Below are 14,085 nucleotides of genomic sequence, written 5' to 3' on the forward strand. Positions count from 1 at the left end.
AAATCGTTGTTGGCTCTTGGCGCTGTTGGTTTTTAGCTTGATATGGTGTCCCACATTGTCTGACGCCAGTGAAACGCTACCCTTGCGCGTTCGCAAAGTGATTGTTCAAGCCCAACAGTTGATGGATCAGCACCAATACGAGAAAGCATTGGCTGTGCTTGATTCTCAACGCCAACGAGAGCAGCGACATTATCTTGTCGATTTTACCCTTGGCAATATCTACCTGTTGTCTGAACGTTACTCTGAAGCAGTTGAGTGGTATGAGTCGGTGGTGAAGCAGCAGCCAGAGTATCGTGGCGCGTGGCTCAATGTGGCACAGTGCTATTATGTGTTAGAGCGTTATGGTGACGCGGCACAAGCCTTTGAACAGAGCTACCGTCTCGTCACGCCGCCGAGGTCTCAGCTGCGTTACAATGCTGCCCTTTCGTACCTGCAAGGTGAACAACCTGCGGCAGCGGTATCGTTGTTAAAGCAGTTGGTGATCGATTTTCCTGATCAAAATAGCGTACCGTGGCGCGCGGCTCTTGTGCAGGGCTATAATGGCTTAGGTCAATTCCAACTGGCGTTGCCTCATCTCGAATTTTTAGTGGATACGACTCTTGGTGATGACCAACGGCGCTGGCGTGAGCTGTTAATTCAGCATTATTTGATTTTGAAAATGGTCGACAAGGCATTACACGCCGTTGATGCCTATACCAAAATTGATGGTCTTGAACCGTTGTGGTGGAAGTTGTTGACCTCTATTCACCTCGACGCGGGGCGCTATAGCAAAGGATTGGTCGCTCTAAAGGTATTAGCTTACTTGCAGCCATTATCGGAGCAAGAGCAACATCTGTTGGCCGATCTCTATTTAACATTGGGAGTGCCGCAAGAGGCCATCCGCTATTATGAAACATTGCAGCAACAACGTCCTCATGACGAACAACTTCTGGCCCGCTTGGCACATGCCAGTTTGAATTTGCATCAACCTGAAGATGCACTGTTTTGGTTGCAGCAAGCTCAGGGTGATTCGGTTGATGTCAAGCTGTTGATGCTACAGGGCCAATTGCTTTTTAGTCTTCAGCGTTACGCTGAAGCTGTTGCGATGTTTGGCCGGCTGGCACAGTTGGAGGAAAAACCGGGATCGACGTGGTTGATGCAAGGCTATGCCGCATGGAATGGTAAGTTGTGGCCTCAAGCACGAAAGGCTCTTGAAAATGCCCAACGCTATCCACAACAACAGAAAAAGGCCACTGCGTTGTTGAAGCAACTCAGCGAAATTGAATTAAAGTGAGGTGACGACCTGGTCGCGGCCAAGTGCTTTGGCTTTATAGAGTGCTTCATCGGCAAGGCGCAGAGTGTTTTGAATATCTTTGCCGTCATTAAATGAACAAACTCCGCAACTGGCTGTTAGGGCGCCAATTTTTTTAAACCGGTGCGAGCGAATTCGTTCCAACATTTTTTCAGCCAGAATCGTCGTTTCTTGTGTGGCACTATTGGGCGCGATGATGAGAAATTCCTCCCCGCCCCAGCGACCAATTACATCTGTAGAGCGTAAATTTTCAGTCATCAAGGCCGACAACTCAATCAAAACCGAATCACCTGTTTGGTGACCGTAGGTATCGTTAATGTGCTTAAAGTGGTCAATGTCAAGAATCGCGACGCCGCAAGCTGTCTGATAGCGGTAGAAGAGCTGTTCTTTTTCAAGTAATAGTTCGTCAAGTTTACAGCGATTATACAGATTGGTGAGTTTGTCCGTTTCCGAGAGTTTAAGTAGCAGCCGATTGTACTTGTTCAATTGGTAAGAGTGGACGGCGTAAAATCCGCTGATGAGGGTAAAAACTCCAAACAGTGTCCAAAATAGGTGGTAGTCGAAGGCCATCTCCTGATTGACTGAGACCCATCTGTTGTAGATCGCTTGTTTTTCATCCGGGGTAACCGTAGGAATTAATTTGTTAAAAATACCATTGAGTAATGGTTCGTCATTACGAGTGCCAATGGCAAGCCTGACCTCATCTTTGATCCTGCCTGAAATTTTAATCGTGCCTGTGAACTGTTTCTGAATCTGTTCGGCAATGACCATCAAGTTGTCAATGTAGCAGTATATTTCACCACTCTCGACCTTCTTTAGACCATCCGTGATCGAGGCAACATCAACAATGTTCGCTTGAGGATATTTGATGCGAAGATTCTCGGCAATTGCGTAACCTTGAACGATGCCGATCTTTTCAGTGAGAATATCTTCGACGTTCTCGATGTAGATTTTATCGTTGGTCGTGGCAATCACCACCGGTAGGGTGACGTAGGGGCTGGTGAAGTCCATGTATTTACGCCGCGCAGGTGTACTTGCCGCAAGGGAATAAATATCGCACTCTCGCCGTTGTGTTTTTATGATTGATTCTGTCCATGATGATGTTTCAATGAGTTTAATTGGTACAGGAAGCTTTTGCTGGAAGAGAGTCATGTAGTCCGCAGCAATGCCATAATGAGTGCCATTTTTGATCCCTTCAAAGGGCATCCAGTTTGGATCAACGCACATGGTGATTTTTTCTTTTTTAAGCAGATACTCAATCTCTTCGTAACTAAACCCTGCCCAAGATTGTTCATTTTCGATCATCTCATCAAGGAGAAACGGGGTAGGATGGTCATCTTCATCAACGATCCCATGCATTAACAGTTGTTTGTAGGTTCGGCTGGTGAGCTCGTCATTGACGGCGCCAATCGGGTAAAGACCGCGGACAAACATCTCTTCGGTAACTTTGGCTTCAAATGTCAGGGATTCAATTGATTTATTGGGCGCATAATGGTCATGAATAAGTTGAATGGTTTCTTCGGAATGATCGAGAGCGTATTCCCAGCCTGCATTGCTTGCTTTGAGAAAGCGTTGAACTCGTTGAGGGTGTTCTTTCACCTCCTCTTTTGAGGTGAATAAATTGACTGCGCTCATAAAGAAACCATAGTGCGCAGGGTGGATGATATTGTACTCAATGCCCCGTTTATTTAACTCAAAAATTTGGTTGGATAGAAAACCGCTCATGGCATCAACGTTACCATCAATGAAATCTTGAATGTTGAAGCTATGCTCGATGATGGTACTGTTTTCGTTATTGATACCAAAATGTTTTAGTGTCAGGGCGAGCGAACTATACTTCAGCTCATCGGTTGTCCCCATAATGGTTTTACCTACTAATTCACTTGGGTTTGTGATGTCTTTTTGTGTGATGAAAACCAATGGTGAGTGTTGAAAATAGGTTGCTAGCAACACTGTCGGTTCGATTCTCCTGTTGGAGATGACGAGGCTCGAATTGTGAATGCCATAGTTGGTCTGTTGCGTAAGGACGTCTGATACGATATCAATACCCGCTTGATATTCTAACAGTCTGACATCTAATCCCTCTGCCTCGTAAAAGCCTTTTTCTTTGGCGACAATAAAACCCGCATATTCAAATTGATATTTCCAGTCGAGTTGTAGGCTTACCGATTCGAGCTTAGCGGCATGCAGTGTTTGGACGGGCAGAAAAATTGTGAGGAGAGTTAAGCTCATAAATAGAATTGAGAACACGGTTCGCAACATTGAGGTGAGCTTTCTTTTTAAATAGGGATAATGTGATATTTTTTATCTAATCAGAATACATAACATAGATTGGTTTGAATCATAAAGATCATATTGCCTTCATGAGTTATTTGTTGGTTTGTTGAGATGTTTTAAGTAGGTGGCAAGCGTAAAAGGCCAAAGTTTGGCGCTCAAATTCTGCGGGGTGTTTTTCGTAAAATTCGACATGATCGAGATCGTTCTCATACCACAATTCTGCACTATCTCCTGCTGCCTCATGGAGGGTAAATATTCCCTGTGGCTCGACATAGTGGTCCTGTCCACCCATCATTAATAGAACAGGGCGAGGATGGATTTTAGCAATGGCGTTGAGGGGCGCGATTTTGCTTGAGTTGATTTTCAATTTTCGTTGAGCCATGAAATGAACCAGTGGCGCGAAGGGGAATGGTGGTAAACCCGTAAACTGTTTCACCCCTTTTTTAATACTATGGCCAATCGATGCATAGGGTGATTGGGCTATAACGGCCTTAACCCGTAAATCACGAGCGGCGTAACATAATGACAGCGCTCCACCCATTGAATTACCAAAAAGCCCAATGGAGGTGATGCCAAGCTGCTGCTCAAGAAAATTAACAGCGGCGTCGAGATCGTACCATTCATCGCGACCAAAGCTGATCTGCTCGCCAGCACTCATGCCGTGAGCGCGTTGGTCTTGAAGCAGGACTCCGTAACCATTTTGGGCAAACAGGGCCGCAATAGGGATCATCTCGCTACTGCTCATTTTATAGCCATGGCTTAGGATGATCGCCGCGCCATTGCGCGAGGGGGTGTAATGAGCCGAAAGATTGAGGCCATCACGCGTTACCAAGCTGAGTGGATGAGCGTTGAGTTGATAGTGTTGACCGACTGTTGCGGGTGCTAGTTCGGGGTGTTTATCATAATGCCTATGCCGGTTTTCAAGCGCTGAGTAGGTTAAACGGTGGGCATGGCGATAGGCGATCACGCATAGCACGATAACCGAAAGTGCAGCAATGCCAGCGAAAATGGCCAGGAAAGCGATGAATTGTGAATTTGATGCGGAAAATAGTGACATCTAAGCAGTATAGGCTATTGGCGTAGCGGAGGAAAGTCCGTACAATGACTGCGCATTAAATTATCAATAAATTATTTATCGAATAACGAGTTCTATTCATATTGCAGAGGAGTACCGATGAGCGAAGATACCAAAAAAATTATTTACAGCATGATGCGCGTCAGCAAGAGCTATAACAAGCAACCGGTGATCAAGGACATCTCATTGTCTTATTATTACGGTGCTAAAATTGGCGTTTTAGGCCTCAATGGTTCAGGTAAGAGTAGTTTGCTGCGTATTATGGCCGGTGTCGATACTGAGTTTAACGGTGAAGCCGTTTTATCTGATGGCTACAGTGTTGGTTATCTCGAACAGGAACCTCGGCTCGATGACAGCAAAACTGTGCGTCAAGTTGTCGAAGAGGGCGTTCAGGAAACCGTTGATCTACTCAAAGAGTTCGAAGCGATCAATATGGCCTTTGGCGAAGTGATGGATGACGACGCCATGGCTAAATTGTGTGACCGTCAAGCCAAAGTGCAGGACCAGCTCGATGCCCTTGATGCGTGGGATCTCGATTCACGCCTTGACTTAGCCATGGATGCCTTACGTTGTCCACCTTCTGATGCCGAAGTAAAAGTGCTATCAGGTGGTGAACGTCGTCGTGTGGCACTCTGTCGTTTATTGCTGCAAAAACCTGATATTCTGCTGCTTGATGAGCCGACAAACCATCTTGATGCGGAAACCGTGGCGTGGTTAGAGCAACATCTACAGCGTTACCACGGTACTGTTATTGCGGTAACTCACGATCGTTATTTCTTGGATAATGTCGCCGGTTGGATTCTTGAGCTTGATCGTGGACACGGGATTCCATGGCAGGGAAATTATTCCTCATGGTTGGATCAAAAGCAAAAGCGGCTTCAAAATGAAGAGAAGTCTGAATCTGCTCGTCAACGCACACTGCAACGTGAGCTGGAGTGGATTAGCATGTCGCCAAAAGGTCGCCACGCTAAAAGTAAGGCTCGGATTAGCTCATACGAGAAACTGCTTGGTGAGGGGAGTGAAAGTCAGACTCGTGAGTTGGAGATTTTTATCCCCGCAGGGCCGCGTTTGGGTGCTGTGGTCATTGAGTCCGATCATGTGCAAAAGGCCTTTGATGGCCGCTTGCTGATGGAAGATATGAATTTTATGCTGCCGCGCGGTGGCATTGTCGGCGTGGTTGGCCCTAACGGTGCGGGTAAAACAACCCTGATGCGGATGTTTACCGGCCAAGAACAACCCGATAGCGGCACCATGACTCTCGGAAGCACGGTAAAGCTTGGTTATGTTGATCAGAGCCGTGATGTTCTCGATGGCGATAAGACCGTTTGGGAAGAGATCAGTGGTGGTCAAGAGATGATGACGTTAGGAACTCGGGAAGTTAACTCGCGGGCCTATGTCGGTCGCTTTAACTTTGGTGGCAGTGATCAGCAGAAAAAAGTGGGTACTCTCTCTGGTGGTGAGCGTAACCGTGTTCATCTGGCTAAAATTCTCACTGAGGGTGCGAATGTTTTACTCCTCGATGAGCCGACCAACGATCTTGATGTTAATACCATGCGTGCCCTTGAAGAAGCGTTAGAAAACTTCGCTGGTTGCGCCGTCGTCATCAGTCATGATCGCTGGTTCTTGGATCGAATTGCCACCCACATCCTCGCCTTTGAGGGCGACAGTCAAGTGGTGTGGTATGAAGGTAATTACAGTGAATACGATGAAGATCGCCATAAGCGCTTAGGCCGTGATGCCGATCAACCTCATCGCATCCGTTATCGGGATCTGACCCGTACTTAATTCCTGATATCAAGAGGGCTGGTTGCCTCCGATGTTATGAGCGATAAACATGTAAATTAAAAATGCCCTGCACAGGTTGTGTGCAGGGCATTTTTGTTATCGGGTAAATAGAAACTTAGTACAACGGAATCATGGCATAACCCTTGTTCTGGTAGCCTGTCAACGATGCGAAGGTGTTGCCGACGAGAACAAGGCCCGGAAAGATATCCTCTTTGTTGATCGCGTAAATCTTAGCGGCGACATTGCAGGTTTCAAGATATGCTCCCGCTTTCTTTAGCTCCTGTACTCGGTGAATCAACTGGTTCTCTTCCTCTTGGTTGTTCAGCTCCGAATTCTTACTCATCACCGACACCGCGCCGCCACGGAAGGCTAAAATAACATCGGGAGTAACGCCCTGAGCTTTTAGGGTGGCAATGGTTTTTTGCACCACATTTAAGTACACAATCATGGTGCCAGGTGATGAGATATTGACATCGAACACCACTTTGCCGGTGGTCAGGCCACCGAGTGCTCTATGGTCATCAGGTGCAGCATTACTGGCAGCAACAACAAGCGGTGTCATCATCAACGCGACAAAAAGTACGACAGAAAGTATCTTGTTCATAGTATCTCCATATATAGAAAGAATGATTGTTCATTCTCGTATGAAGGGTGGGCTTTGTCAATGGGAAAAATTGTCGGGAATTTATCCACCATCGAACCCGTTAGTGATTATCGGGATCGATGGCAGGATTAATTATTTTTGTAGGGAAAAACTAACGCGCGTGTAGCTGCCATACCGACTTCGTGCATAAGATTGAAGTAACCAATCCATGCCGTCGTTCATGGACGAAAAGGTTTTTCTACTCGTTGGAATCGACAGGGCAAGGGTGATACTTTCATCGATGTTTGCCGTAACTCCTGTGGAGGTTTTGTCGACGGTGCCAATGGCGCCCTCTGGTCGGTCTTCGGTGTGAACCTCATAATGGGTGGCGTTGCCAGCAATACGGTAATGGAGCGACATCGGGGCGGTCATGCGTGATTTTTTTAATTGGCGCATGGCCATCTCAATGCGTGCCTTTGGTGCATCGAGAGCGGCAACACGTTGTTGTTCAGGCAGCTTTGCCGTTAAGGTTTGCTGCGTTTTAAGGGCGATGCGATACCAGTGAATGGCTTTTTCGAAATTAATCGTTTCCCCTTTTCCGTAGTAGAAATAGTCACCAAGGGTTAGGGCGGGCTCAACACTTTTACCGGCTTCGGCTGCCATGCGTAACCATTTTTTAGCGGCAACGTAATCCGACTTCTGGTGATATTCATAACCGAGGGCGTTCATAGCGATAATGTTGCCGTGCTTGGCAGCTTGAAGGTACAGTGAGTGCGCGTCTTTACCTGGGTTGGAGCGCTTCAGTACCTCCTGCTCGACTAGAACAGCAAAGTTAAACAACTGTTGGTGATCTACCAATTCAGAATCGGTTAGTAGCGTAAAAGCTTGACTGAATAGTTGCGTAGCCGCTATTGGGTTTGGCCGCAGTTGATCGTTGAGGCAGTTGAAGGCTGTTACGTCGCGGCTAATATAACCAGCAGGCAGCTTACCTAGATAGCACTCTGCAAGGAGGATCTTCGCGTCGGTGTTGTCCTGATCGGCTGCTAAACGGAGAAAGTCGATACCCGTTTGGCGCAGTTCCACTTTATCGCGACAAACAAACTCTTTACCACGCTCGTAATAATCTACGGTTGAGCATTTCCAGCACAACTTATAGTTGTAGTTGTAGAGCATGGCGGCACCGGCTAGAGAAAGGCAGCCGATAAATAATACGATATTTAATATGATCTTTTTACGCGAACTCATCGGATCATTGTCCTCTTTAGGTGTTCATGCCGCACGCAATGCAGCAAAAAGTTGTACGGTCTTACTCACCGGGGAGTAGATCATGTGGACTGCCGTGGCAATCGCTACACTGGTCAAACTCCGCTAACATTTCAGGGTTGTGCGGGGTGTCGTGGCACTCTTCACAGCTGGGTATGTTGCCGTGCTCGTTGGCATGGCAAAAGGTGCAGTTGAGTTCAGAGTGAGCCAGGTGCCCATTTGCAAGCTTGTCAAACGCTTCACTGTGACAGCCGGCACAGGGTTGATTGGGGATCTCATCACTATAAAGCATGATGCTGACATTGTGAACGGGGTGGCATTGCATGCAACTGGCACTGCTTTCAAATGTTGAGTGGGGCTCGTCGTGACATTCGATGCATGTTGGCAGATATCCATGTTGCTCATGGTGGCACTCGTTACAGCTCATATCTGCATGGGAACTCGGTTGCGCCAATTGCTCAGCTGGGCCGTTGTGGCAGCTGGCGCAAAGAGGTTCGAGGTGATCAATATTCAGGCTGGCCACCGGAGCGTGCGCATTACTGTGACAGTTTAGGCAGTCGAGAATTGCTTCATCGTCACCATGCGGCTGTTCGTGACACTCTTGGCAAGAGGGTAGGCGCTCATCAAGAGTTAAACCTCGCTTGAAATTATGAAACGTGTCATGGCAATCCCTGCACACCATCTTATGCGCGCCACCTGAATCACGTAGGTCGGTAAAAACCTCCTCATGGCAACGGGCGCACTCAATGGTCGAGAGTGGTTCAATCGGTTGAGCGAAAACATCTTCATTTGCCAGCGCGATAGAACTTAAACTCATCAATAAAATGGATGCCGTAAGTGCTATTTTTAGTGTTGATTGGTTAATCATCATCTATCCCTTAGTCAGCGTGAGGTCGCTAATTGCGTAAGTTATGTGGCCCCTTGTGACATTTTGAGCAATTGGTAAATTGCTGGTGAATTCTTGAATCGTGTGGTTCACCGTGGCAATTGTCGCACGTTAATATCACTTTGTGCGTTCGTTTATGGCAGACAATGCACTCTAGCTCAGCGTGAAGGCTGCTGTTGTTACTCAGTTGTGTCAGTTGTACTCGATGACAACTGCCGCAAAGGTGTTGTTTCACTCCCCTGTTACCAAATTGCAGTTGTAGCGGTTGGTGGGGTTGGTGGCAACGCAGGCAATCAGTGTAGTTCATGTCGTCGGAATGACCACTGTGACACTCAAAGCATTCGACGGCATCCCCGTGTTGCTGATGACACTCGTTACAATCCATCTCAGTGTGAGCACTCGGGTGTTGGTCGAGTTGTTTTCCTGGTTTTGCATGGCACGATACGCACACCGGTTTGATTGGTGATACCGCACTTAGATCAATATTGAGTGGAGCGTGAGGGTTGTGACAGGCTGCACAGCCCTCAATCTTAAAGTGATCACTGTCATCGGCTTGATGGCATTGTGCACACTCTGGGATCACCGCTTCTGTTTGCGGTGGATGACTTTGGTGGCACTCAATACAACTTAGCTCTGTTGCGTGAGACGCCCCTTGATTGATCACCATATCAACTGTTTCACTGTGACATGCACGGCATAAGCTGGAAGAAGGATCACCCTGCCATTGGTAAGCTGTTGGTTGGTGCGGATTATGGCACGACAGACAGTCCTGATAGGTCATCTCTTCACTGTGGCCGTCATGGCATTCAAGGCAGGTGAGGAATTGACCCTCATCGATACCGTGTTGTGTGTGACATTCACTGCAATCCTGCTCAGCATGAAGACTCGGTACTGTGTTCATGGCCGTATCAATGTCAGCATGGCAGCTCACACAACCTGTTTTAACGGTACCGATGGTGGTGAAATCATCGATAATAGGTGCGTGAGGCTGGTGGCATTGACTGCAGTTTTCTAAAGCAAAGTGGTTTGAGTCGCCGTCACTGTGGCACTCGCTACATTCAGGAATGAGGGCTTCACCGACTGGCGGATGTCCTGAGTGACACTCAAGGCAGCTCAGTTCACTGTTATGTTTTCCCCCTTGAGTGCTGCTGAGCTGCTCAACGGGTTGCTTATGACACTTAATGCAATCACTGTCAGTAAGAGGACGTGCTTCAATCGCGCTCCACGCTGGCGAAGCGATAACGAATAGCAGTAACAGGGCCAGCCGTACCGCGAGCGGTAACCTCAACGGTGCGAGGCGGGCTATTGCTTGGGACAACTTTGATGTGATGGTGTTGCGAATCATGCGTACCAACCATTGTGAGCAAAAATAAAAGATGCCTACCGAGAGCGTAACTCTCGGTAGGCAGGGGTGTTACTCCGCGAGTGCGTGAGGGTCAATGTGGCACTCGACGCAATTGGGATACTTTTGGTGCATAACTCCATGTGGCTCACCGTGACAATCATTACAGGTGGTGATGGTCATATGCTCATCAACATGACATTCAGAGCACATCATCGTGCCGTGGAGTTTAGTCGATTGGGCTAGCGTTGCGGCAATTTCACCGTGGCAACTAGCGCACAGCTCAGATGGCAGGTCGTTATAAGTCACTTCAACTGGGCTGTGAGGCTTGTGGCACTTGGTGCAATCAGCAAGCGTCATGGACTCAGAGTGCCCTTCGTGGCAGTCGAGGCAGTTTAGAAATTGTCCTTCTGCTAAACCGTGACCCGTATGGCATTCGTTGCAGTCTTGACTAGAGTGAGCACTTGGATAAGTGGTCATCTCTTCGCCCTTGTCATCATGACAGCTAATGCACGCTGATTTTACGTTAGTTAATGCGCTAAAGTCGATAATTAGGGGATGGTGCGGGGTGTGGCAGCCTGCGCAATTAGCTAAGGTGTAGTGAGGGGTTTCATCGGCAGCGTGGCACAGGCTACATTTTGGAATGACGTTAACACCAAGGGGAGCATGCTCAAGGTGGCAATCCTGACAATCCATCTCATTGTGGGCAGCACCGTTGTCAGCGACATCTTTCACCACATCGAGGTGACACTTAACACAGTCAGCATCGCTAAGAGTTTCTGAACTAAGGGCAGGTTGGGCAAGACCTAGCAGGGCAAAGGCTGCACAGCATAGCAGTAGGGTGTGTTTCATCGACTTCATCAAGGTTTCCTCCTCCAACAACAAATCAAAATAGATCATATCAGCCAGTGGCCGAACAAAAAGTGTTTCATTGGGTCACAATTGAGTCAATTGTGAGTGGCTTATCAAAGCAGAAAATGGGGCAAAAATCAACATTTGACTGTGTTTAGACTGCATTTAGGTGGGCGGATGGGTGACTTCGTTGCGTGTGGTTAAGTGATGATCAAAATTTTGTCGCAAGGGAGCTGTCAGTTGTCGCAGAATAAGCGATATTTCGCTGAAAATTGCTGCTAAAATGGTTGTTGTATCGACCAAGGTTGTGATTTTTAATCAATTCGGTGGGCATTGTCTTGATGGGGCCGATTGTTTATCGACATTTTAGCCAAAAAGCGGTAGCCTCGCTTGCTTAGTAAAAGTGGCTGCTGACATCCGCTGCCGTTGAAGCGTAACCGTGTTTTGTCATGAATTTACATCATATATAAAGTTACAGTAAAAGGAGCCGATGATTATGGAGAACGATTGGAATTTAGAAACTCTTGTGATTCAAGGTGGCTACCAGCCTGAAGCAACAGATCCCCGTATTGTGCCGATTGTACAAAGCACAACCTACAAATATGATAATGCCGATCACATTGCCAGTCTGTTCGATCTCGACTGCGCCGACCACATGTACACCCGGATCAGTAATCCTACTTGGGCTGCGTTTGAAGCGAAGATGACGGCCCTTGAGGGTGGTGTTGCCGCACTGGCAACTTCATCAGGGCAAGCGGCAACTACGTTGTCGATTCTCAATATTTGTAGCAGCGGTCAACATATTATTACCGCAAATTCATTATATGGTGGAACCTACTCACTGTTTTACAACACTCTGCCGAAAATGGGTATTGAGGTCACTTTTGTTGATCCAGAAGCCAGCGTCGAAGAGATTAAGAGTCACTTTCGTCCTGAAACTCGGCTGATCTTTGCTGAGAGTATTGGTAACCCCGGCTTGAATGTTCTCGACTTTGAAAAGTTTTCATCCGTCGCCAATGAGATGCAGGTGCCACTGATTATTGATAACACCTTCCCGACCCCTTATCTGTGCCGCCCTTTTGAGCATGGCGCTGATATCGTTATTCACTCAGCGACAAAATATATCGATGGTCATGCAACCAGTGTCGGCGGAGTGATTGTTGATAGTGGTCGTTTTGATTGGAACAATGGCAAATACCCAGAGATGACCGAACCTGATTCAAGTTATCATGGTCTGCGCTATACCGAAAAGTTTGGCAGCATGGCTTACATTGTTAAGGCGCGAGTGCAACTAATGCGCGATATCGGTGCCAGCTTAGGGCCGCTGAACGCCTTTATGTTCAATCACGGTCTAGAAACACTCCATGTCCGTATGGACCGTCACTGTTCTAACGCCCTCGATGTGGCCCGCAGGTTAGAGCTTCACCCTAAAGTGAAATGGGTTTCGTATCCAGGATTGAACAGTCATCCAAGTTACGATAGAGCTTGCAAGTACCTACCTAAAGGGGCCAGCGGTGTTCTCACTTTTGGTATCGAAGGTGGTGTTGAAGCAGGGCGACGTTTCATGGAGAGTACAAAGTTGATCGCTATGGTGGTTCATGTTGGTGATGTGCGTAGTTGTGTCCTGCATCCGGCGAGTACTACCCACCGCCAGCTGACAGAGGAGCAACAGATTGAATCTGGCGTTGCCCCCGATTTGATCCGTTTATCTGTCGGAATTGAGAGTGTTGAGGATATTATTGCCGATATTGATCAAGCGTTAGCGCAGTGCTAACGATTTTCGACAGACAACAAGTTTAAAATGCTTTATAATATTCGGTTTGAGGGATCTCACGTGAGAACCCAGTTCGATTGAGTTGTTCGTACCATTGCAGGAGTTGTCATCATGCCAGAGCGTGAGAAAACATCACAAAACTCTCAGGCGTCGAGTTCCACTTCAACAGCTGCTCCGCGTAAAGGGATTGCGGCGCTGTTTGAAAAAGAGGAACTTAAAGACCTGTTTATTAAATATTTGATCCTAATCGGTGTGATTGAAGGGTTTATCTTCTTTGTCAGCTTTTTGAGTCAGCTTGGCCCAGAAAATACCCCCTTCCCATGGAAATCATATTTTTTTGCTGCCTTTGTTGTACCGCTGACCATCACTTTTTTGCTCGGCGTGATTGTTCTGGGCTTTGATCGCTACCTTTATGGTCACCAGCCGTCAAGTTCAGAGAGCTCCTTAGGCCTCTCTGCTTCGGAACATCAGGGGCGGGTGCAAAAATTTCATGCCTTTATCTATGTGATTCGGCAAATGCCGTTTCTCATGGGCTTGTTGATGTTGGTGGTGCTATCGGGGGTTGTGTATAAACTCGATGGTATTTTAGCGGTGATCGGCCATGTTGGAGAACGGACGGCCTACTATCTGCTGATCGCTTTGGCAGCGTTACTGGTGGCTGGAGTGGTGCTCGGTCTGGTATGGATGTTCATGAGCTATAGCTTGCGTAAAAAGAGCATGGAATATCAATATAAATACAAAAAAGATGTGGTTGATAAAACGGGGTTGATCATTCTTGATGATGATCGGGTGATGGATCAACACGGTAACTTGCTAACACACGATCATGTTGCTCAAATCGAACAACGTAATAATAACACCGATGATAACAATGATAATAACAATGATAATAACAATGATGCGATTCTGATCGAATAGCGATCATCGTTAAAGTGGTAAAAAAATAGTGTGGTCCTG

General features: G+C 47.2%; 11 protein-coding genes. 4 read left to right on the forward strand and 7 right to left on the reverse strand.

Annotated elements, in window-relative coordinates:
* The first annotated feature begins 55 nt into the window (after nucleotides 1-55).
* Nucleotides 56-1,273, forward strand: coding sequence for a tetratricopeptide repeat protein (locus ACZ5KY_RS05645; RefSeq protein WP_464242926.1), 1,218 nt, complete (start codon nucleotides 56-58; stop codon nucleotides 1,271-1,273).
* On the opposite strand, the gene ACZ5KY_RS05650 is transcribed toward ACZ5KY_RS05645, so the two are convergent.
* Nucleotides 1,265-3,553: a diguanylate cyclase gene (locus ACZ5KY_RS05650; RefSeq protein WP_464242927.1), complete on the reverse strand. Its 2,289-nt coding sequence runs from the start codon at nucleotides 3,551-3,553 to the stop codon at nucleotides 1,265-1,267. The two genes, ACZ5KY_RS05645 and ACZ5KY_RS05650, sit on opposite strands and share 9 nt — an antisense overlap.
* A gap of 106 nt (nucleotides 3,554-3,659) precedes the next feature.
* Nucleotides 3,660-4,625 carry an alpha/beta hydrolase gene (locus ACZ5KY_RS05655; RefSeq protein ID WP_464242928.1) on the reverse strand — a complete coding sequence of 322 codons (966 nt, stop codon included), beginning with the start codon at nucleotides 4,623-4,625 and terminating at the stop codon, nucleotides 3,660-3,662.
* Nucleotides 4,626-4,742: 117 nt separating this feature from the next.
* Here ACZ5KY_RS05655 and ettA point away from each other — a divergent pair, with 117 nt between their 5' ends.
* Nucleotides 4,743-6,428: an energy-dependent translational throttle protein EttA gene (ettA, locus tag ACZ5KY_RS05660; protein WP_464242929.1), complete on the forward strand. Its 1,686-nt coding sequence runs from the start codon at nucleotides 4,743-4,745 to the stop codon at nucleotides 6,426-6,428.
* A gap of 115 nt (nucleotides 6,429-6,543) precedes the next feature.
* Here the strand turns inward: ettA and ACZ5KY_RS05665 are convergent, their stop codons facing one another.
* From ACZ5KY_RS05665 to ACZ5KY_RS05685, 5 genes are all read right to left on the reverse strand, one after another.
* Nucleotides 6,544-7,032: a DsrE family protein gene (locus ACZ5KY_RS05665; protein ID WP_464242930.1), complete on the reverse strand. Its 489-nt coding sequence runs from the start codon at nucleotides 7,030-7,032 to the stop codon at nucleotides 6,544-6,546.
* A gap of 132 nt (nucleotides 7,033-7,164) precedes the next feature.
* Nucleotides 7,165-8,256, reverse strand: coding sequence for a tetratricopeptide repeat protein (locus ACZ5KY_RS05670; RefSeq protein WP_464242931.1), 1,092 nt, complete (start codon nucleotides 8,254-8,256; stop codon nucleotides 7,165-7,167).
* A 61-nt stretch (nucleotides 8,257-8,317) separates the two neighbouring features.
* Nucleotides 8,318-9,145 carry a cytochrome C gene (locus ACZ5KY_RS05675; RefSeq protein ID WP_464242932.1) on the reverse strand — a complete coding sequence of 276 codons (828 nt, stop codon included), beginning with the start codon at nucleotides 9,143-9,145 and terminating at the stop codon, nucleotides 8,318-8,320.
* A gap of 25 nt (nucleotides 9,146-9,170) precedes the next feature.
* Nucleotides 9,171-10,505: a cytochrome c3 family protein gene (locus ACZ5KY_RS05680; RefSeq protein WP_464242933.1), complete on the reverse strand. Its 1,335-nt coding sequence runs from the start codon at nucleotides 10,503-10,505 to the stop codon at nucleotides 9,171-9,173.
* Between the two features lie 69 nt (nucleotides 10,506-10,574).
* The gene (locus ACZ5KY_RS05685) at nucleotides 10,575-11,363 is read right to left on the reverse strand and encodes a cytochrome c3 family protein (RefSeq protein WP_464242934.1); all 789 of its coding nucleotides are present in this window, start codon (nucleotides 11,361-11,363) and stop codon (nucleotides 10,575-10,577) included.
* Nucleotides 11,364-11,850: 487 nt separating this feature from the next.
* Between ACZ5KY_RS05685 and ACZ5KY_RS05690 the strand changes: the two genes are divergently transcribed.
* Nucleotides 11,851-13,128 carry an O-acetylhomoserine aminocarboxypropyltransferase/cysteine synthase family protein gene (locus ACZ5KY_RS05690; RefSeq protein ID WP_464242935.1) on the forward strand — a complete coding sequence of 426 codons (1,278 nt, stop codon included), beginning with the start codon at nucleotides 11,851-11,853 and terminating at the stop codon, nucleotides 13,126-13,128.
* 111 nt (nucleotides 13,129-13,239) lie between these two features.
* Nucleotides 13,240-14,046 (forward strand): hypothetical protein, encoded by an 807-nt coding sequence (locus ACZ5KY_RS05695; protein WP_464242936.1) that lies wholly within the window; start codon nucleotides 13,240-13,242, stop codon nucleotides 14,044-14,046.
* Nucleotides 14,047-14,085 lie beyond the last annotated feature (39 nt).

It is taken from the genome of Desulfuromonas svalbardensis (assembly GCF_055389415.1).